At 68.0% G+C, this 19,697-nt stretch carries 16 protein-coding genes; 10 read left to right on the top strand and 6 right to left on the bottom strand.

The genetic code is table 11. From position 1 onward, the window contains the following. Positions 1-3: 3 nt before the first annotated feature. The 4 genes from macS to KV110_RS40100 all read left to right on the top strand — a co-directional run bounded on the left by macS (position 4) and on the right by KV110_RS40100 (position 3,166). Complete coding sequence (gene macS, locus KV110_RS40115; protein WP_218472299.1) at positions 4-1,179, top strand: MacS family sensor histidine kinase; 1,176 nt, start codon at positions 4-6, stop codon at positions 1,177-1,179. A gap of 67 nt (positions 1,180-1,246) precedes the next feature. Then, positions 1,247-1,879 carry a response regulator gene (locus KV110_RS40110; RefSeq protein ID WP_218479479.1) on the top strand — a complete coding sequence of 211 codons (633 nt, stop codon included), beginning with the start codon at positions 1,247-1,249 and terminating at the stop codon, positions 1,877-1,879. Positions 1,880-2,012: 133 nt separating this feature from the next. Continuing rightward, on the top strand, positions 2,013-2,660 hold the full coding sequence (locus KV110_RS40105; RefSeq protein ID WP_218479478.1) for a DUF1707 SHOCT-like domain-containing protein: 648 nt from the start codon (positions 2,013-2,015) through the stop codon (positions 2,658-2,660). Between the two features lie 131 nt (positions 2,661-2,791). Further along, positions 2,792-3,166: a MerR family transcriptional regulator gene (locus KV110_RS40100; protein WP_218472298.1), complete on the top strand. Its 375-nt coding sequence runs from the start codon at positions 2,792-2,794 to the stop codon at positions 3,164-3,166. Between the two features lie 13 nt (positions 3,167-3,179). Here the strand turns inward: KV110_RS40100 and KV110_RS40095 are convergent, their stop codons facing one another. Further along, entirely contained in the window at positions 3,180-4,370 is a 1,191-nt protein-coding gene (locus tag KV110_RS40095) for a helix-turn-helix domain-containing protein (protein WP_218472297.1), read from the bottom strand. A 147-nt stretch (positions 4,371-4,517) separates the two neighbouring features. Here KV110_RS40095 and KV110_RS40090 point away from each other — a divergent pair, with 147 nt between their 5' ends. Then, on the top strand, positions 4,518-4,976 hold the full coding sequence (locus KV110_RS40090; RefSeq protein WP_218472296.1) for a hypothetical protein: 459 nt from the start codon (positions 4,518-4,520) through the stop codon (positions 4,974-4,976). Positions 4,977-5,010: 34 nt separating this feature from the next. Here the strand turns inward: KV110_RS40090 and KV110_RS40085 are convergent, their stop codons facing one another. Next, the gene (locus KV110_RS40085) at positions 5,011-5,148 is read right to left on the bottom strand and encodes a PIN domain-containing protein (RefSeq protein ID WP_218472295.1); all 138 of its coding nucleotides are present in this window, start codon (positions 5,146-5,148) and stop codon (positions 5,011-5,013) included. Positions 5,149-5,753: 605 nt separating this feature from the next. On the opposite strand from KV110_RS40085, the gene KV110_RS40080 reads away from it, so the two are divergent. Further along, entirely contained in the window at positions 5,754-7,634 is a 1,881-nt protein-coding gene (locus tag KV110_RS40080; RefSeq protein WP_246634252.1) for a DUF2339 domain-containing protein, read from the top strand. On the opposite strand, the gene KV110_RS40075 is transcribed toward KV110_RS40080, so the two are convergent. The 4 genes from KV110_RS40075 to KV110_RS40060 all read right to left on the bottom strand — a co-directional run bounded on the left by KV110_RS40075 (position 7,600) and on the right by KV110_RS40060 (position 13,637). After that, complete coding sequence (locus KV110_RS40075; protein ID WP_218472294.1) at positions 7,600-10,614, bottom strand: MMPL family transporter; 3,015 nt, start codon at positions 10,612-10,614, stop codon at positions 7,600-7,602. The two genes, KV110_RS40080 and KV110_RS40075, sit on opposite strands and share 35 nt — an antisense overlap. After that, complete coding sequence (locus tag KV110_RS40070; protein ID WP_218472293.1) at positions 10,615-11,343, bottom strand: NYN domain-containing protein; 729 nt, start codon at positions 11,341-11,343, stop codon at positions 10,615-10,617. A 79-nt stretch (positions 11,344-11,422) separates the two neighbouring features. Next, positions 11,423-12,232, bottom strand: a complete 810-nt coding sequence (trmB, locus tag KV110_RS40065) for a tRNA (guanosine(46)-N7)-methyltransferase TrmB (protein WP_218472292.1) — start codon at positions 12,230-12,232, stop codon at positions 11,423-11,425. 58 nt (positions 12,233-12,290) lie between these two features. Next, positions 12,291-13,637: a lipase family protein gene (locus KV110_RS40060; RefSeq protein ID WP_218472291.1), complete on the bottom strand. Its 1,347-nt coding sequence runs from the start codon at positions 13,635-13,637 to the stop codon at positions 12,291-12,293. Positions 13,638-13,789: 152 nt separating this feature from the next. Between KV110_RS40060 and KV110_RS40055 the strand changes: the two genes are divergently transcribed. The 4 genes from KV110_RS40055 (at position 13,790) to KV110_RS40040 (ending at position 19,438) form a co-directional block, all read left to right on the top strand. Continuing rightward, positions 13,790-14,572 (top strand): SDR family oxidoreductase, encoded by a 783-nt coding sequence (locus KV110_RS40055; RefSeq protein ID WP_218472290.1) that lies wholly within the window; start codon positions 13,790-13,792, stop codon positions 14,570-14,572. 63 nt (positions 14,573-14,635) lie between these two features. Then, positions 14,636-15,769, top strand: coding sequence for a hypothetical protein (locus KV110_RS40050; RefSeq protein ID WP_218472289.1), 1,134 nt, complete (start codon positions 14,636-14,638; stop codon positions 15,767-15,769). Then, on the top strand, positions 15,756-17,363 hold the full coding sequence (locus tag KV110_RS40045; RefSeq protein WP_218472288.1) for a hypothetical protein: 1,608 nt from the start codon (positions 15,756-15,758) through the stop codon (positions 17,361-17,363). The genes KV110_RS40050 and KV110_RS40045 overlap by 14 nt, the downstream gene beginning before the upstream one ends. A gap of 242 nt (positions 17,364-17,605) precedes the next feature. Beyond that, complete coding sequence (locus KV110_RS40040; RefSeq protein WP_218472287.1) at positions 17,606-19,438, top strand: phosphoenolpyruvate carboxykinase (GTP); 1,833 nt, start codon at positions 17,606-17,608, stop codon at positions 19,436-19,438. The last annotated feature ends 259 nt before the right edge of the window (positions 19,439-19,697 follow it).

Raw genomic sequence — 19,697 nt, 5'->3', positions numbered from 1 at the left:
TCGATGGTGCGTCGCAGCGCTGAGCCGCGGTCGTCCGACGTGGCGACCACGCCGCTGTGGCGCGCCGCGCAGGCGTTGCGGTTGGTGACGCTGCTGTATGCGGTGGGGCAGCAGATCGCGTCGGTGCCCTACTACCAGAACCAGCGGTTGAGCTGGGTGCTGATCGCCCTGATGGCGGTGTGGTCCGGCGCGTCCGCGATCATGCTGTCGCAGTGGCAAGTTCCTGATGTGCGGCGGCTGCGCGTCTGGGTGGTGTTCGGCGACCACGTCGTGGTGATCGCGCTGATGGCGTCGACCCGGCTGGTCGCCGATTACGGCTGGTACCACGGACATCAGACGCTGCCGACGACCCTGTGGGCCACCAATGCGGTGATCGGGGCGGCAATCCTGCGCGGACCCGTCGCGGGGATACTGTCCGGCGCGTTGATCGCGTCGGTCGCGCTGACCGTGCGCGACCAGTGGGGACAGGACGTGTGGACCGATGCCACGGTACCGGTGCTCGTATCCGTCGGCCTGGCGCTGGGTTTGGCGGCGAACACCGCGCGCCGTGCCCAGGACCAGCTCGAACGCGCGGTCCGGCTGACCGCGGCCACCGAAGAGCGGGAACGGCTTTCGCGCGAGGTGCACGACGGAGTGCTGCAGGTGCTCAGCTACATCAAGCGGCGCGGCACCGAGATCGGCGGACCCACCGAGGAATTGGCCCAGCGCGCCGCGGAACAGGAAGTGGCGCTGCGGGTGCTGCTCAGCGAACAGGCCGATCGCGGGGATTCCGGTGGCGCCGAAGTCGATCTGCGTCCGCTGCTGACCGTGCACGCGAAGCCGTCGGTGTTCGTCTCGACGCCCGGTGATCCGGTGCTGGTCGGGCGTTGGGCGGGCACCGAGATAGCGGCGGCCGTTGCGACAGCGCTGTCCAATGTCGAACTGCACGCCGGCCCTGACGCGAAAGCCTATGTACTGCTCGAAGACACGGGGGACGAGCTGGTGATCAGCGTGCGCGACGATGGCGTCGGCATCCCGCCAGGCCGGTTGGCGGAGGCGGAAGCGGAAGGGCGGCTCGGGGTTTCGCGGTCCATCGTCGGCCGGATCGGGGCGCTCGGCGGGACCGCCGACCTGCTCACCGAGATCGACGGCGGGGTCGGCTTCGGCACCGAATGGGAATTCCGGGTGCCGCGAACATGACCCGGCACAGACGAGGAACAGGAGGTGGGCCGTGACCGATGACGCTGCGGCCGAGGCCATTTCGGTCATGGTGGTGGACGACCATCCGATGTGGCGGGACGGGGTCTCGCGCGACCTCGCCGAGGCCGGATTCGAGGTGGCCGCCACCGCGGACGGGGTCGGCGCGGCGACAAGGCGGGCGGCGGCGGTGCGGCCCGCGGTGGTGCTGATGGACATGCAGCTACCCGACGGAAACGGCGCACAGGCCACCGCCGAGGTGCTGCGCGTCTCGCCGGACAGTCGGGTGCTCGTGCTCTCGGCGTCGGCGGAACGCGACGATGTGCTCGACGCGATCAAGGCCGGTGCCTCGGGTTATCTGGTGAAGAGCGCGTCGGCGGCGGAGCTGATCGAGGCCGTGCGCGCGACCGCCGCCGGACAGCCGGTGTTCACCCCCGGGCTCGCGGGCCTGGTGCTCGGCGAATATCGGCGCATGGCCACGACACCAGCGGCCCCGGACGAGCCGCACCGCCCCGCACTGACCGAGCGGGAGACCGAAGTGCTGCGGATGGTCGCGAAAGGCCTGTCCGCCAAGCAGATCGCGGCACGTCTCGGCCTGAGCCATCGGACCGTGGAAAATCACGTCCAGGCGACGCTGCGCAAGCTTCAGCTGGCCAACCGGGTCGAGCTCACCCGCTACGCGATAGAACAGGGGCTCGAGTAAGCCGGGCCCCCGCACCCGTTGGTAGTACGCCGGAATCCGGGATTGCCCTGATACACGACGGCCGTCGGATCGGTAATCTCGAACTATGGGCGGACCCGAATCGGTATCCAACAGCGTCGGCTCCGGCGACGCGATCGGTGACCGGGATCTACGCGTGTCCGACGTCGAGCGTGAGCACGTCGGTCAGCTGCTGCAGCGGGCCGTCGGGCTCGGCATGCTCTCGCTCGGTGAGTTCACCGAGCGGATGGACACGGCGCTGGCCGCGAAGACCCGCGGCGAGCTGAATGCCGTGCTGATCGATCTGCCGGGAGTCCGGCTGGCCGGTCAGCCCGCCGCGCCGCCGTCGACCTTCGTCAACACCGCGCCGTCGTTCGTGAAGCACCGGCCGGTGCCGCCACCGGCCGGTGGGCATCCGGGGGCGGTGATCCGCGCGCGCCTGTCCGGGGTGAGCAGGCGCGGGCCCTGGCATGTCGCGCCGTCGCTGCGGCTGAACAACTTGCTCTCCGGTGTCACCCTGGACTTCACCGAGGCCATCATGTCGACCCAGGTGGTCGAGGTGAACTTGGACGACTACTTCAGTTCGCTCACGCTGATCGTGCCCGCGGAGGCGACCGTCGACCTCAATGACGTCGACCTGATCGGCTCCAGCGTGAACAACAAGGTCCGTACCGGTCCGCCGATCGGCCCCCTGCACCTGGTGGTCCGCGGTCGCCTCCGCTTCGGTTCGATCACGGCCAAGCACCCCTTCATCGCCCACTGGCGCCGCCTCATGGGGCACTGACGCGAATCATTTGAAATCACTTGGCAATTCGGTCAGCTGCTGGCACCGTGCGGTGCGTGAGAGTCATACGGGTACGGTAGAACCTCACATCGATGTGAGATTCAAGTCGTGTGGCGAAGGTGAGGTGGCGGATGCGGATCGGGGAACTCGCCCAGCGCACCGGGGTCAGCGAACGGTCGTTGCGCTACTACGAGGAGCAGCGGCTGCTGGGGTCCGATCGCACGCCGGGCGGGCATCGGGACTATCCCGAGCGGGCGGTGGATCGGGTCATCCATATTCAGGAATTGTTCGCGGCCGGACTGAACAGCAAGACCATCGCGCAGCTGCTGCCGTGCATGCGCGATGTGGATGGCGGGCCGAACGAAGCCGCCACGCCGGAACTGGTCGCCCAGCTGGCGATCGAACGCGAGCGGATCGACCGAACCATCAACGACCTCATCCGCTCGCGCGAGGTCCTGGACGACGTGATCGACCGGGCCGCAGCACGATTCGCGGAGAAAAGTTAGACCTTGCGGCTCGTCACGTATTGACACCGATACGCCGGGCGAAGGCGCGCAACGGAACTCGCCGGTCGTGGTCGAGCAGTTCGGACACGATGTGCCGCGGCAAGGACTGGTATTTGAGCCAGTCAGGTCCGCCGACCCGTTCGGCGGTGAGCAAGGTGTCGAGTGCGCGCTGGTGCTGACCAGTGCGGGTCAAGGCGACGGCGGTGTCGGTGAGGTGGCGGGCTCGCGAGGCTTGCGGGAGACCGCCGTTCGCGGGCATGGCCTTCGCGGCCGCCAACGCCTCCGGGTACCGCTCGGCGGACACGTTGACGTCGACCGTCTGCATGACGACTTGGGCAGGGCCGAAATAGGTTTCGTAGTCCCGGCGATCGCCGCCGATCCGCAACGCGACCTCGTTCGCCGCCTCGACCAGCGACAATGCCTCCTGCACCTGCTGCGCCCGGCCCGCGGCGGTCGCGCCCTGCAATACCAGCGATCCATACGCCGACAGATGGGCCTGCGTGACCTCCCCGGCGGGCTCCAAACTCGCCGCCGCACGCAGCGCCACACCGCGCGATTCGTCGTAACGCCCCTGGACCAGCAACTGCCAGGCGACCGAGCCGCGAATGGTGCCGAGCAACAGCGGGTCGTTGCCCTCCTCCGCCGCCGTGAGTGCGTGCCGGATCGCCAGGAACGCCGGATCGGTCTGACCCAGGTGCACCAGGGTGCAGCCGGTGACCCAATACATCCGGGCCAGCAGCTCATTCGCGAGCGCGACCGAACCGTTCCGTGCGGCATGGACGGTGGCCCGCAACTGGGTGAGCCCGGACGGCAGGATCGAGGTGAGCAGCTCGTAGCGGCCGACCCAGTAGGCGCCCCACGCGTAATCGACGGCGCGGCGGGCGTCGTCGAGGCTGATCGCCGCCTCCTCGTTCGTCTCGCCGAGCAGATCGTCCACCGGTGTCAGTGCCCGGCGGATAGCGACGATGCCCGAATCGGGATCGCTGGACGGCACACCCGCGCGTTTGCCGATGAGGTCGGCGATGTCCACGTCCAGTGCGCGTGCCAGCTTCTGCAGGCTGGCGATCGAGGCGGTCTGGCGGCCGCCCTGCTCGAGTTTGCGCACCAGGTCGACGCTGACACCCGCCGTATCCGCGAGTTGACGCTGGGTGAGCGCCTTGCCGCGGAACATTCGGATGCGAACGCCGATCGACGAATCGTCCATGTACCCAATTCCTTTTGTTACAGCTGGGTTTCAGGGTACGACGCTAAGTCATTGCGATCGAGCAAAGTGGGACATTACGTACGACTCGTCGGCCGCTGGTTGGAATACCGTTGCCTTTCTGCAACTTTGATAGCAAAGGGCGAAACCATGTTCGAGCGCTGTCATTCTCCCCTGGAAATCGCGCATCTGCTGCGCCATCTGTACGGGCTGCCGGTCCAGCTCGTGGCAGGCCGCCCGATGGTCACCACCGGCTCCGTCCTCGGTGCCATCGTCATGCCGCCCGAACTCGGCCGTGAAGTCCTCGCCGCACTTGACCACACGAACGCCGCACCCGTGATCGCCGACCCCGGGGCACGCAGCTGGACCTTCCTGGTCGCGCCACCCAGCCCCGCCCGCCCCGTCGAGGTCCCGGTCCGCCGCAGCCTGGCCGCCCACCAGGTCGTCGTTATCCCCGGCGGCCGCAACATCATGCTCCCCACCACCGACTCCCCCCTCGGCTGGCACTGGGCAGCCGAACCCACCCCCGGCGCCCTCCGCATGCCCCCACGCACCGCCGTGATCAACGCCGTTCACCAGGTAACCACCCTGCAAACCAGCACCCCTTGAACCCCGCCGCCGACTCGCCTCCACCTGGGTGGGGTCAGTCGGCGAGCCCGGCCCGCACCACCCACTGACTCGGTTGACCGGTGACTGCCGCGACGATGTCATAGTCGCCGTCGTAATGCAGCATTGTGCACTCGTGGCGTTCCGCGGTGGCCGCAATCACCAGGTCGGGCATGGACAGCGTGCGATGTCGTTGCTCTGAAGTGGACAGCCATTCGGCGTAGCCGTCTGCGGATGTATTCGGCGCCGACGTCCGTCTGGAGCGGCTCGTCGGCCGACCGTCGAGTCGGTCGGACGCCGGGCCACGTGGATCGGTGCGGCCGAAGTCGGGTAGATATCTGGTGTCTACCGGGGGTAACTACTCATGTTCGTGGGTGGGGTGGGGGTGAGCATGGGGTCATGACCACATCTATCGATCCGGCGCTGATTTCGCGCATTTCGGGGGAATTCTCTGCGTTGGGGGCGCAGATGGGTGTGCTCGGGCGGGATTTGGAGTTGTTGCGGACTCAGGTTGCTGGGGATCCAGCTGGGGCGCAGGGGGTTTCGGTGGAGGGGGGTGCATCCACGGCGGGTGAGTCGAGCGAGGGTGGTCGGGTTCCCGAGTCGCCGAGGGCGGGTGCTTCGGCGCAGATGTGGCCCGGGGGGCCTGCCCAGCCCGGCATGGTGCCGCCTGGCTCGGCGGTGCCTTCGGCTCCTGTTTACGTGCCGAGGTTCGCGCCTCCGCCGGGCGCGGTATTCGGTTGGGCCCCGCAGGGCGCACCTATGCCACAAGAGGCACCCATGCAACCGAGTGCCCTCACGCCGCAAGGCGCACCCACGCCGCAGGGTGCGCAGATGCCGCAGGGTGCGCAGATGCCGCAGGGTGTACCCGCGCCGCAAGGCGCGCAAATGCCGCAGGGCGCAACTACACCCCCGGGCGCGCAAATGCCGCAGGGCGCCCGTACCCCAATGCCCGCGCGCGGGATGGCGCCGCCGATTCCTCCGCCGGGGACACGCCCGCCGCGTCCGGCGAAAAGCGGCCCGCCGGTGCCGCATACGTCGTGGTGGCAGCGAGACGGTGTGATCAGTCGGCTGCTCGCGGTGGCGGGTGTGGCCGTCACATTGATCGGCGTGGTGATGCTGCTGGTGCTGGCCGCGCAGGCTGGATTCTTCGGGCCGGTGCCGAGAGTTGTCGCGGGCGCGCTCTTCTCGGCCGGACTGGTGGCGGCCGGGATGCGGGTAGTCGGGCGCACCGGCGGCCGGGTCGGTGGGATCGCGTTGGCGGCCACCGGTATTGCGGGCGCCTATCTCGATGTTGTTGCGGTGACCACGATTTACCATTGGCTGTTGCCCGCGATCGGCTTCGCGGTCGCGCTGGGGGTCGCCGCCATCGGTGTCGCGCTGGCGATGCGGTGGCAATCGCAGCCGTTCGCGGTGTTGGTCGTGGTCGGCGCGGCAGTGCTGTCGCCGGTGTTGACCACGGAGTTGGCGCTGCTGGCCTTCCTCATCGTCTTGCAGTTGGCCTTTCTACCGGTGCAATTGGTGCGGGACTGGCCGTACCTGCATGTGGTTCGGACGTTGCCCGCGGTGCTCGCCTCGTTCTTGTTCGTCGCGAGCGCGATTCTGGGTGGATTTTCGGCTGACGAGCGGCCTCTGCTGCTCATCGCCGCCGCGGCGGTTGCGGTGGTGGGGTTGGCCGGGACCGTATCGGTGGTCCGGCGCAGGCCCACCGACGTGACTGCCTCGCTGATGTTCGCGCTGGCGACGGTGCCGATGCTCGCCGCACCGGGGATGTATTCGACCGATCGACCGATCGCCGCGCTGATCGCGGGCATCTTCGCGACTGTCCTGCTCGCCGTGGCGGGGACCGCGTTGGTGCCGAAAGTTGCCGCGGTCACCAAGCTTCCGGGCCACACCGCAGTGGTCGCCGCCGTCGCCGGGTCGATCGCACTACTCGAGGTCTGTGTCTCGGTGACCGATCCGCGGACCTTGCCGACCGCGTGGTTCTTGGTGGCCCTCGCCTTCCTCGGCCTGGCCGGGCAGCGGCGCTCGGGCGTCACCGCAGGCATCGGCGCGACCTTCGCGGTACTCGGCGTCTTCGCCTTCTTGACTGTCGCGGGCCCGGAAGTCCTTGCCTCCCAGCAGCGTTCGGAGGCGAACTTGGGCGTCGCGACGGTGCTCGGCGCGGTGCTCGCCCTCGCGGTCGTCGCCGTTGCCGTCTGGTGCGCGCGCCAACTGCCCGGTCTCCGGAATACCGCCGAGTTGCAGTGGATCGCCGCGAGCATCGCGGGCCTGTATTCGGTCACGGCCGCAACGGTTTCGATCGGCGTCGCGACCGGTGCGGCCGATGGCTTCCTCACCGGCCACAGCGCCGCGACCATCCTGTGGATGACAGCCGCCACCGCCGCGCTGTTCTACGGGCTGCGCAATCTCGGCAAGGCCACCGCGGTAGCCAAGCTCGCCCTCGGCTCCGGATTGCTGGTCACCGCGGCAGCTTTGGCCAAGCTGTTCCTGTTCGACCTGGCCACCCTGGACGGCCTGGTGCGCGTCGCCGCCTTCCTCGCCGTCGGCGTCCTACTCCTCATCGTGGGCACCAGGTACGCCCGCGCTTTCGCCGAGGCGGCCGCGAACTCGCGCGAAGCGGGGGCTACTCCCGTTCGCGGCGACGGAGGAGTTCGTTGACGCTGACGGTGCGGCCGTCACCGCCGTGGTGGCGGCCCTCTTCGGGCTTGCCGGTGCGGCGGGAGGAACGAAGTCCGGCCATCCAGTCTTCGATGCTGTTGCGGTTCGGGTCGCCCGCGTCGGCGGAGTCGACCGACTCCGCGGGAGCCGGGTCCGGAGCGGCGTGGTGGGTAGGCCGGTCCGGCGCGGCGGTGCTGTCCTGCGATGTCGGCCGAGGCGGGACGAACTCGGAGTAGGTCGGCGCGGACGGAATCGGATCTACCGAAGGGGTCGGCTGCGTCGGCTCGAACTTCGCCTCGGGACGTCGGGAGGGGTCGAAGGACACCGCGGGCGGCTCGAAGGACGTCGCCGGTGGCTCGAAAGCGGCAGGAGATTCGAACGCCGAGAACGACGATCCCGAGGATGTTTCGGGCCGGCCGCTGCCGGACGAAGCAGGCGGAGCGGGCCGCGGACCGGTGGGATCGTGCGGTATCGCCGGGAACGGCACGGGCCGCTGCGCATTCGGCTCTGACCCGGTAGCCGACGGCGGCGCAGCCGGTCGCGGCATGCTCGGGTCCGACAGGAAGCCCGGGGACGGTGTCGGCCGCTGGCGAGTCGGATCGAGCGGGGCGGGCGCCGGTGTCGCTGGCGGCGGCTTGGGGGCAGCGGGCGGAATCTTGTCGAGACGCCGAGTGGGCGCCTCGGCTTCGATCTCCTCCACCGTGCGCGGGCGGCGCGGCTTGCGCGGGCGATTGCCATCGTTGATGGCGGGGATCTGCATGGTGACCGGGTCGGTGATCGGGGTGGTCTTGACCAGGTCGACGACCTCACCGCCGCCGGGGCGCTCGTCGTCGAGAATGGGCTCGCCGAGGCCGATCTTCTGCTGGATCTTCTTCATCCAGGCCGGCGCCCACCAGCAGTCGTCGCCGAGCAGCTTCATCGTCGCGGGCACCAGCAGCATGCGCAGAATGGTGGCGTCGATGAACAGCGCGGCGATCATGCCGTACGCGAGGTACTGCATCATCACCAGATCGGAGAACGCGAACGCGCCGGTGACCACGAGCAGGATAAGGGCGGCCGCGGTGATGATGCGCCCGGTCTGCGCGGTGCCGATGCGGACCGCCTCGGTGGTCGAGGCGCCCTGCGTGCGCGCTTCCACCATCCGCGACAGCAGGAACACCTCGTAGTCGGTCGAGAGGCCGTAGATCACCGCGATGATCAGCACCAGCACCGGCGACATGATCGGCTGCGGGGTGAAGTTCAGCAGACCGGCACCGTGCCCGTCGACGAAGATCCAGGTCAAAATGCCGAGCGTGGAACCCAATCCGAGCGCACTCATCAGCGCGGCCTTGATCGGCAACACCAGTGAGCCGAAGGTCAGGAACATCAGCAGCGTGGTGACGAACAGCACCAGCGCGATCATCCATGGCATCCGATCAAGCAACGCGTCGATGCTGTCCTTCTGGATGACCGGCTGACCACCGACGTACATGGTCACGTCGTCGGGAACGTCGATCGAACGCAGATATTCGATGGTCGGGTCGGCGTCCTCCGAGTCGGCGAGGGTCGCGCTGGTGCGATACACATTTTGATCGGTATTGGAGCGCGACGGCACCTCGAAAGTGCCCGCGAGACCGGGCGCCTGCTTGGCCTCGGCCCACGCCTTGCCGACATTGGCGCTGTTCGACGAGACGAACACCAGCTGGATCGGATCGGATTTGCGCAGCGGGAAGATCGAGTCGAATTTCGCCTGCGCGAGCCGGGTCGAGTTGTCCGGCGGCAGGTACCGCTCGTTGATGCCGCCGAACGCCAAATTCTTGACCGGAATGATCAACAGCAGCAGCAGGATGCAGATCGGGATCGCGATCTTGAGCGGATGCTGCATCACCCAGCGGGTGGATTTGCCCCAGAAGCCGTTCTCGACTTCCTCGGCCGTCTTGGTCTTGCGGAATCGCTTGAGCCCGAACTTGTCCACTCGCGGTCCGAGCACACCCAACATGGCGGGCAGGATGGTGATGGACGTCAGCGCCGCCAGCGAGACCGTGGCGATCGATCCGTAGGCGATCGACTTCAGGAAGCCCTGCGGGAACAGCAGCATGCCGCCGAGACTGGCGATGATCATGGTCGCGGAGAACACGACGGTGCGGCCCGCTGTCATCACCGTCCGGCGCACCGCGGCGGGCGTGCCGTACCCCTCGGCGAGTTCCTCACGGAATCGGCTCACGATGAACAGGCCGTAATCGATCGCGAGACCGAGACCGATCATCGACACGACCGGCGCGACGAACGAATTCACCTCGGTGAATTCGGTGAGGAACAAGACGATGCCGTTGGCGCCGATCACCGTGAGGCCACCCACGATCAGCGGCAGCCCGGCGGCGATCAGGCCGCCGAAGATGAAGAACAGCAGCACCGCGACGGCGGGGATGGCCAGGATCTCCATCCGGTGCTGGTCGTCGGCCATGGTGTCGTTGAGCGTGCCCGCGACCGCCTGCAGCCCGGCGACCTGCACATCCACCCCCGGAATCGTGAAGACGTCCTTCACTTTCCGGAAGTTGTTCAACATCTCGGTGTCGTTGTCGCCCTTGATGGCGATCGAGGCGAAGGTGTATTTCTTGTCCTTCGAACCGAAGGTCAGCGGCGACGCTGGCCCGGTTTCGGTCTGCCAGTAGGCGCCGTTGATCTTGGTGATCTCCGGGTGTTCGCGCGGCAGACTGTTCAGGCTGTCGAGGACCTTTTTCTTGAACTCGGGATCATCGATCGTCTTGCCCTCGGGCGCGGTGTACAGCACGATCACGTCGCTGGTGTGGTCGCGCCCGAAGGCGGCGTCGGCGATCCGCGCACCCTGTGAGGATTCCGAGTTCGGATCATCCCACCCGCTGGAGCTGAGATTGTCTCCCAAACCGAGGCCGTACCCGCCCAGCGCCAATAGCGCGGCCGCGACGATGCCGATGACGCCGAAGCGCAGCTTGTAGACCAGATCGCCCCAGCGTGTGAACACTTAAGCGACTCCTTGCGCTGGGCGAGAGGTGAGCAGCGCCGACAGCGGCCGGAACGGCTGCAGCCAGGCGCCCTCGTCGGGCAGCGAGTCGAGGCTGACCCTGGGCAGTGGTTCACGGAACACGCCCGGGATGTCCTCGAGATCGATGAACTCGAGGGTATCGGATGTGACGGCCCAACTCGCATGCTCGCGGAAGCCGAGTATCTGAACCGGTATTCCGGCGGCGGCGAGTTCTTCGAGTGGTTCACGGAACGCCTGGCCGTCGGCCGAGGCGACCATGATGCCGGCTAGGCCGGCACCGCGGCTGCGCATTTCGATGTGCGCGAGCATGTCGGCGTCGACATCGGAGTCCTCGTCGATCTTGGGCTTGGCGAAAACCGCGTAACCGACATTGCGCAGTGCCTCGACCCACGGCCGCACCACGTCCGCCGTGCCCGGCGCGATGTTGGTGAAGACGGTGGCTTCCGGTTCGACCCGGTGCACGCTGCCGACCGAGAGTTCGGCGGTGCGGGCCAGCAGCCAGCGGCCGAGCGCGTCGAACCGGGGGCGATAGGCCGCCGTCGGCCGCCCACCGAGGATGGCGCCGAGACCCATGTCGAGGTTCGGGGCGTCCCACACCAGCAGGACCCGGCGCACGTCCGGCGGTACGCCGCCCAGACCTTCCGCTCCGGTTCCCGGCACCTCCCCGGCAACATCGACCACCTCGTGGGCCATTTCACTAACGCTCATGCCTCCGCCTCGCTGACGCTCGGCTCCGTCATGACCGTCAGGCCGGCTGAGCTAATCGTTCGCTCGCTGCGCTCGCTCATTATCCGATCTTCCCCCATATGAGCTCTGTGATGGCGCTACCGGCACGATGTGCCTTGCCTTCGAATTTTGTGACCGGCCTTTCGAAGCCGATCGGCGCGGTGTCCCTGTTCTCCGCGCTGACCCCACCCGTGGTCTCGTTCAAGCCTCTGAGCAGCGGTTCTTCCGCACCGACGGCAGCAATGTGTTCCGCGTAATCCGCGTGGTCGGTCGCGACATGCAACACACCGCCCGGTTTCAGTCGATCGGCGATCAAGGCGAATGTCGCGGGTTGCAGCAGGCGCCTTTTGTGATGACGCGCCTTCGGCCACGGATCGGGAAAGAAAACTCGGACGCCGGTTAGCGACTCCGCAGCAATCATGTTTTCCAGCACATCGACGGCGTCGCCGCGTAACAGCCGGATGTTGTCGATCTGTTCGCGTTCGATGCGCTGCACCAGTTGGGCGAGGCCGGGTTTGTATACCTCGATGCCGATCAGATTCAGGTGCGGTTCGGCCTGCGCCATCGCCGCGGTGGCGGTGCCGGTGCCGCAGCCGATTTCGACGACGAGCGGCGCTTCGCGGCCGAACCAGGCGGCGGCGTCCAGCGGTTCGTCGGCGACCTCGCGGCCGATCGTCGGCCACATCCTGGCCCACGATTGCTGCTGGGTCGCGGTCAGCGCACCCCGGCGCGACCGGAAACTGGTCACCCGTGGGTACAGGCGGGAGCCGGTGCTGTTGCGGGGCTCGCGCTCAGCCGGGGCCGAACCTGTGGACGGCGGGCCCGGAACTGACTCGGCAGTATGGTTCGCGGCGTCGTTCACGGCGTCCATTGTCCAGCATCGGCGCAGCGGCGCGGCAATCGACTGTGGCTTGCGGCCCAGCGGGAGGTCAGGCGGCGCGTGCGCGGGCGATCCTGGCCACCGGCTCGCTCTCCTGCCGCAGCGGGCGGCCGAGCGCGACCTTGGCCGCGGTCACCAGCATCTCGTACAGCCCGCGCGCTCCGGTCAGCGACGCGGCGACCGACCACACGGTGCTGTCGCCCTCGTCGCTCACCGATTGCCCGGCCAACCGGTCCGCGAGCCAGTCGAGGCTCATCGGGGTGGACAGCGGCAGCAGGGAGAAGTGTTCGCTCAGCCGGTCGCGGACATAGGTGACCATGGCGCCGCCGCGCCGGTAGCGGTCGACCTGGCCGTCGATGCCGTCCATGTGGATGACCTGGTCGTGCACCGGCTGCACCACGAGCAGCGGGCAGGTAGGCGTCGAATTGCCCAGGCGCAGATCGTCGAACATGGCCTGGAATTCCGGCGTCGCGAGCACTTCGTCGAGCGGGCGGGTCAGATAGTCGTCCATCCGCTTGTTGGCGAGGCCGAAGATGGCGCCGAACGGCGTCGAGGTTTCGGCGCGGGCGACGAAACGCCTGCCGTCGAGGGTGAGTTCGTTCTGCATCATCGCGCCGAGCACGGGATAGAGCCTGCGCAGGGCCGCGATCACGATGGCGGGCAAGCCCGCGTAATTGGAGCCGTTCAATCGGGCGAACACCTGGCCGGGGTCACCAACCGGTGCGCCGAGGACCGCGCCGACGATGTCGAGTTCCGGTGCGTAGGTTGGCGCCATCTCGACCATCCACGCGCTGGCCATGCCACCACCCGAGTAGCCCCACACCGCGATCGGGGTGCCGGGGCCGAGGCCGAGCGGCGCGAACCGCTGTGCCGCGCGGACGCCGTCGAGCGCGCGATAGCCGGGTTCGCGTGGTGCGCCGAAGTTTCCGCGCGGGCCCTCGTGGTCGGCGATGGAGACCGCCCAACCACGGCGCAGCGCGTTCGCGACGAGCAGCCACTCGAACTGGGTGACCGAGCCGAGCGCGCGGGCGCCGTAGCGCAATGCGTAAGAAGGGGAACATTTCTCGGTGACCGCGTCCATCGCGGTCTGAAAGGCAAGCAGCGGCCGGTCTTCTCGCGGCTCCGCGTCGAGCGGCAGCAGGACCGTGGTGATCGCCGCTTCCGGTGTGCCGTGCATATCGCAGCTGCGGTAGAGCAGTTGCCAGGCCGAGACCTGCTGAGGCACAACGCCGAACAAGGCGAGCTCGATCTTGCGGCTGCGCAGGATGGTGCCGGGCGGCTGCGCCGCGAATCCCTTCGGCGGCCGATGGAACGGATCGGTACTCGGCAGCAGTGGCTTTCGTCCCGCGCCTAGGGCAGGCTCCGATTCGCCAACGCCGATGACATCGGCAGTCATCGCGACCTCCTCATCGATGAGGTCGGTTGCCGCCTTCGAAAAGCGAAGCTACGCACCAACTATGGCGCCGACCACTGCTATGCAGGGTAAATGACCGCCTGCGGGTCTGGGAAGCCCGTGGCTCGAGGTAGCGCCGCACTAGACTGCCCGGTATGGGCAGACCGACAGTGTTCATCACCGGTGCCGCGGCCGGAATCGGCCGGGCGACGGCTCTGCTTTTCGCTGCGCAGGGGTACCACGTCGGCGCCTACGACATCGACGAAGTCGGCCTCACCAGGCTCGCGGCCGACATCACCGGCGCTGGTGGCAGCGTGCACACCGGAGTGCTCGATGTGATGAACGCCACTCAATGGGCCGAGCGGCTCGCCGAATTCCACGCCGATGCCGGTCGACTGGACATCCTGATCAACAACGCGGGCATTCTGCGCGCGGGCCCGTTCGAAACCCTCGAACTGGCTACGCATCAGGCGATCATCGACGTCAACCTCGGCGGCGTGCTCACCGGTACGCACGCCGCGTTCGAGTACCTGCGCGACACTCCCGGCGCCACGGTGGTGAACCTGTGTTCGGCCTCGGCGATCTATGGCCAGCCGGAACTCGCCAGCTATGGGGCGAGCAAGGCTGCGGTCAAAAGCCTCACGGAGGCATTGGATCTCGAATGGGAGCGGCACGACATCCGGGTGATCGCGATCTGGCCGCTGTTCGTGCACACCGCGATGGTGGACGGGGTGGAAACCGGAACGACCAAGTCGCTCGGCGTGCGGCTCACCGCCGATGACGTCGCGACGGGCATCTGGGAGGCCACCCGCAAGCGCGGCCGGCTGCCCCGGGTGCATTACGAGATCGGCGCGCAGGCGAAGGTCCTCGCTACCGCCGCCAAGTACGCGCCGAACTGGGCCGTGCGCACCGTGAACAAATACTTCAGCGGCAGCTGAGCGGTCGTCGCTTCCAACGCCTGCGACTTCTGCAAGAATTGCGCACCGTAGAGGGGGTGCAGCATGCCGACAGTCACCGAGTCCGACGGGCCGTTGCGGGAACGCGGGGTGCCAGCGCGCGAACACGACCAGCTCGACCGGCTGCTGGCCGACCTGCGGTTCGGCACGGGTCGGGACGCGCAGATCGGTTACGCCGCTGGCGCCGCCGTCAGTGCCTGGCGCAAACCGCCGCGCATCCAGGTGCTTGGCCGTGCCCACGCGGGCCGGTCGACGGTGCTGCACGCGCTCGCCCTCATGTCCGCCGTGGAGAGTGATCCGGTCGACGAGCCGGACATGCCCGATCCGGTGTTCGACGCCGACATCGCCGTCTACGTTCTGTCGGCCGCGCCGTCGCCCGCGGACCGCCGCGTTCTGGCCACGCTGCCGCCGGAGCGCACCGTCGTGGTGTTGAACAAGGCCGACGCGATCGGCGCCCGCTGGGGCGACGCGGTCACCGCCGCCGAAAAGTACAGCAGGGAGATCGGTATTCCGGTGCTTCCGGTGGTCGCCTCGCTGGCCATGCGGACACGGGCCGGTGCGATGACCGACGCCGACCTGGCCGCGTTGCGCAGGTTGGCCGCCGATGATGATGCCGCGCTGACGCTTTCGCCGGATCTGTTCGTCGCGCCCGGCCCGGACCTGGCCGTTCGCGAGCAATTGCTGCAACGCTGGGACCTCTACGGCGTCACCTGCGCGCTCGCCGCACTGCGCCACGATCCGGCGCTCGCCCCGCAGACGGTGCTGCAAATCCTGCACGCGGCAAGCGGAATCGACGCGCTGCACCGCCTGCTGCACCGCCGCTACGAGCAGGTCTCCGCGCTGCGTGGCGGTGAACTCCTCGACGAGCTGACCCGGCTGGCCGCCAGGGCGATTCCGGAGGGAACCAGCAAGGCCCGAGACATTTTGGAGGCCTATCTATTCGGCGACGACGCCCGGTGGCTCGGCCTGTGCGCGGGGCTGGCACACCCAGGTGTGGCCCATCTCGCGGCGGGTTACCCCGCCCCGGCTCCCGCCGACGCCGACGACGCCATGGCCCGTGCCGCCCGCTGGCGCGCCGTCGTCTCCAGCGACATGCCACCGGTCGCCCGCCGCGCCGCCCTGCGCGTGCACAACGGCTACGTCCGACTATGGGAACGGATGAGCAGTGCCGGTCTCTGAACCCCCGCCCGGCCCGGACCGGTTGCCCGGTCCGGCCACTGCTTCAGATCGACCGCTCGACCTGCCCGCCGACCCGCCCGCCGCCGCCACGGCCGAACCAGCCGCAGGCCAACCGCCTGAGCTGGAAGCAGTTGTGGCGCGCTGGAATCCGCAGGGTATCGCGCTGCTGCGCGCCGTGCGAGGGACCGGTGCGGCGGGCGCGGTGACATTGATCGGACCCGCCGATGCCAATACCGCGCTGTTGCGCACCGAATTGGCTCGCTTCGAACCACGCATCGATCTCACGGACCCGGTGGCCGACGCCAGTGCGGCGGTGGAGACCACGTCGCCGTCGGGGACCGCGCCGTCGCCGGTCGCGCTGATCCTGTTGGACGCGGGAACCACGATCGGCGCCGACACCTTGCGCATCGTGCACCGCCTGCGCGCGGACGGCACCCGAATCCTGCTCGCCATGAACGGCATTCACGCCTACCAGGATTGGCGCTCGGTGCTGGCGCGTGATCTGGAACTGCTGGCCGCGCAGGGTGTGGCGGACCTGGACATCCTGCCGGTCTCGGCGCGGCTGGCGGCGGCGGCGCGTACCGCGGGTGATGCGGGTCTGCTGGATCGATCCGGGTTGGGCGCGCTGCACGCGGAACTGACCGCCGCGGCCGCGGGCGCGGAAGCCGAGGGCGGTGGCCGGGTCGCGGCGGTGACCGCACGGGTGCTCGCCGACACCAGAGGGCGGGTCGTCGAGCAGGTGGCCGCGCTGCGCTCCGGCGCGGAGGCGGCCCGGCTGCGGGAGGAGCGTGCCGTGCTGCTCGCCGGACGCGATGGCGGCCGGGCCACCGCCATGTCCACACTGCGCGGCCAGCTGCACCTGGCTCGCCTCGACTTGATGACCGAGGTGGGCGCCCGGATCCGGGCGCTGCACGTCGCGACCCGCGCCGACCTCGACCGGATGCGCCGCAACGAACTCGGCGACTACCCGGAACGGTTGCAGCAGGCCACCACCGAACTGACCGGTGTGGTCGACCACGCCATCGATCAGCGGCTCGCCGAGCTCGCGACCCATATCGACGGTGTGACGCAGGCGCCGATCCTGCCGTCGCGCCGTCGCGACCCCGCGCCGCGGGTCGGCCCTGACCCCGATCCGCGGCACCGTGGTGTCGAAGATCACCTCATGATCGTGCTCGGCGCGTCGGCCGGTGTCGGCCTCGGCAGGCTGTTGGTTTCGCCACTCTCGCTGGTGCCCGCGCTGGATTTCGCAAGCTGGCCGGTGACCCTGCTGCTCGGCGGCGGCGCGGCCGGCTGGGTGGTGCGGGCCCGCGGCCAGCTGGCCGATCGCGCGCACGTGCGGCAATGGGTCTCCGACGCGCTGGTCAGCGTAAAAGCCCAGCTCGAACAGCGAGTCGCGACCGCGCTGGTGGAAACCGAAACGGCGCTGGCCGACCGGGTGGTACGGGCGAGCGCCGCCCGCATGGTGGAGACCGATCGGCGCGTGGCGGAGTTGGAGGCTCGTTTACGACGTATGGTCGCCGAACAACCCGGCCAACTCGCGGCATGCGAACGGGATATCGCGATCCTCGATCGATGGATCTCGCTGGTTGATTAACTCTTAAGAATGGGTACATAGTGACGAACCCGATTCCGTACCGGCCGTCACATCGCGTTAACCTCTAATCAGGAACTTGGGCGTCCGCTAAGTCCTCGTCCGCCGTCCAGCCGGGGCGCGCTTTCGACTGGTCGTAGCGGGTGCCTTCCCGCCAATGGTGGCGCTCGGTGTGTTCGCGCTGGTCAAGGGCAAGCCCAGGCGGCGACACATCGTAGGGACCGCCCATCTCAGGAGAGTTTTCAATGACCTCAGCGACCATTCCTGGTCTTCGTGGATCCGACGGCAAAGCGCCGACCGAGCACAGCGAACTACTCGCCTGGGTACAGGAAGTCGCCGAACTCACTCAGCCAGAGCGAGTGGTCTGGGCCGACGGTTCCGACGAAGAATGGGACCGCCTGACCACTCAGCTCGTCGAGGCGGGCACCTTCAAGCAGCTCGACCCGAAGAAGAAGCCGAATTCCTTCCTCGCGCTCTCCGATCCTTCCGACGTGGCTCGGGTCGAGTCGCGCACCTACATCTGTTCCAAGAGCGAAGCCGACGCCGGTCCGACCAACAATTGGGTCGACCCCACCGAGATGCGCGCCACCATGACCGAGCTGTACCGCGGCTCGATGAAGGGCCGCACCCTGTACGTGGTGCCGTTCTGCATGGGCCCGCTCGGCGCCGAGGACCCCAAGCTCGGCGTCGAGCTCACCGACTCCGAATACGTCGTCGTCTCGATGCGCGTGATGACCCGGATGGGCAAGGCGGCGCTCGAGAAGATGGGCACCGACAAGCCCTTTGTGAAGGCGCTGCACTCGGTCGGCGCGCCGCTGGCCGATGGCCAGGCCGACGTGCCGTGGCCGTGCAACGACACGAAGTACATCACCCACTTCCCGGAGGACCGCGAGATCTGGAGCTACGGCTCCGGCTACGGCGGCAACGCGCTGCTCGGCAAGAAGTGCTACTCCCTACGCATCGCCTCGGCCATGGCCCACGACGAGGGCTGGCTGGCCGAGCACATGCTGATCCTCAAGCTGATCTCCCCGGAGAACAAGGCCTACTACATCGCCGCCGCCTTCCCGAGCGCCTGCGGCAAGACCAACCTCGCGATGATCCAGCCCACCGTGCCCGGTTGGCGCGCCGAAACCCTCGGCGACGACATCGCCTGGATGCGCTTCGGCAAGGACGGCCGGCTCTACGCGGTGAACCCGGAGTACGGCTTCTTCGGCGTCGCGCCGGGCACCAACCGCAGCTCCAACCCGAACGCCATGGCAACCATGGAGGCGGGCAACACCGTCTACACCAACGTCGCGCTGACCGACGACAACGATGTGTGGTGGGAAGGTCTAGAGGGCGAGCCCGACCACCTGATCGACTGGAAGGGCAACGACTGGTACCGCCGGGAGACCGAAACGCTTGCCGCCCACCCGAACTCGCGCTACTGCACGCCGATGTCGCAGTGCCCGATCCTGGCTCCCGAGTGGGACGATCCGCAGGGTGTGCCGATCTCGGCGATCTTGTTCGGCGGGCGACGTAAGACCACGGTCCCGCTGGTCACCGAGTCGTTCGACTGGCAGCACGGCGTTTTCATGGGCGCCACCCTGTCGTCGGAGCAGACCGCGGCGGCCGAGGGCAAGGTCGGCACCGTGCGCCGCGACCCGATGGCGATGATCCCGTTCATGGGCTATCACGTCGGCGATTACCTGAACCACTGGATCAACCTCGGCAAGAACGCGGACGCGAACAAGCTGCCGAAGATCTTCTACGTCAACTGGTTCCGGCGCGGCGCCGACGGCCGCTTCCTGTGGCCCGGTTTCGGCGAGAACTCCCGCGTGCTGGAGTGGATTGTCGGCCGGGTCGACGGCACCGCGGAGGCGGAAGCCACCGCGATCGGCAATGTGCCGGTCGCCGCGAACCTGGATCTCGACGGTCTGAAGGTGGACCCTGCCGATGTCGACGAGGCACTCAAGGTCGATGTCGCCGAGTGGCGCAAGGAGATTCCGCTGATCGAGGAATGGTTCGAATTCGTCGGCGACAAGCTGCCGTCCGGCGTGCGCGATGAATTCGAGGCGCTGAAGCAGCGTTTGGCATAATCGCCCGGCAAAAGACAACGCCGCCCACACCATTTCCATTGGTGTGGGCGGCTTCGTTTGTGCGACAGGCTATTCGGTGCAGCTGGGCATGCTGCCACGGCCAGATCACAATGACAGATCAATGATCGGTTGTTGTGCGTGTTTCCCGCCGCGCGGACCCCATGTTGTGGTGCTATGGGTAATGGTCGAGTGTTCACACGGTGCGAGCGCCCAAAGGTTTGCCAAGACGCGGTATGGGGTAGTTGCCCGGTGCGCGAGG

Origin of the sequence: Nocardia iowensis, from assembly GCF_019222765.1 — a bacterium.
Lineage (GTDB): Bacteria > Actinomycetota > Actinomycetes > Mycobacteriales > Mycobacteriaceae > Nocardia > Nocardia iowensis.
Note: the sequence above shows the minus strand (reverse complement) of the source record. Positions and strands in the feature narration are given on the sequence as shown.

Bases quoted from the DNA above. Each gene is read 5' to 3' on its own strand.
- KV110_RS40095 (WP_218472297.1), bottom strand. From the start codon at position 4,370: ATGGACGATTCGTCGATCGGCGTTCGCATCCGAATGTTCCGCGGCAAG.
- KV110_RS40055 (WP_218472290.1), top strand. From the start codon at position 13,790: ATGGGCAGACCGACAGTGTTCATCACCGGTGCCGCGGCCGGAATCGGC.
- KV110_RS40040 (WP_218472287.1), top strand. From the start codon at position 17,606: ATGACCTCAGCGACCATTCCTGGTCTTCGTGGATCCGACGGCAAAGCG.
- trmB (WP_218472292.1), bottom strand. From the start codon at position 12,232: ATGGACGCCGTGAACGACGCCGCGAACCATACTGCCGAGTCAGTTCCG.
- KV110_RS40070 (WP_218472293.1), bottom strand. From the start codon at position 11,343: ATGAGCGTTAGTGAAATGGCCCACGAGGTGGTCGATGTTGCCGGGGAG.
- KV110_RS40085 (WP_218472295.1), bottom strand. From the start codon at position 5,148: ATGCCCGACCTGGTGATTGCGGCCACCGCGGAACGCCACGAGTGCACA.
- KV110_RS40100 (WP_218472298.1), top strand. From the start codon at position 2,792: ATGCGGATCGGGGAACTCGCCCAGCGCACCGGGGTCAGCGAACGGTCG.
- KV110_RS40080 (WP_246634252.1), top strand. From the start codon at position 5,754: ATGCAACCGAGTGCCCTCACGCCGCAAGGCGCACCCACGCCGCAGGGT.
- KV110_RS40060 (WP_218472291.1), bottom strand. From the start codon at position 13,637: ATGACTGCCGATGTCATCGGCGTTGGCGAATCGGAGCCTGCCCTAGGC.
- KV110_RS40050 (WP_218472289.1), top strand. From the start codon at position 14,636: ATGCCGACAGTCACCGAGTCCGACGGGCCGTTGCGGGAACGCGGGGTG.
- macS (WP_218472299.1), top strand. From the start codon at position 4: ATGGTGCGTCGCAGCGCTGAGCCGCGGTCGTCCGACGTGGCGACCACG.
- KV110_RS40110 (WP_218479479.1), top strand. From the start codon at position 1,247: ATGGTGGTGGACGACCATCCGATGTGGCGGGACGGGGTCTCGCGCGAC.
- KV110_RS40090 (WP_218472296.1), top strand. From the start codon at position 4,518: ATGTTCGAGCGCTGTCATTCTCCCCTGGAAATCGCGCATCTGCTGCGC.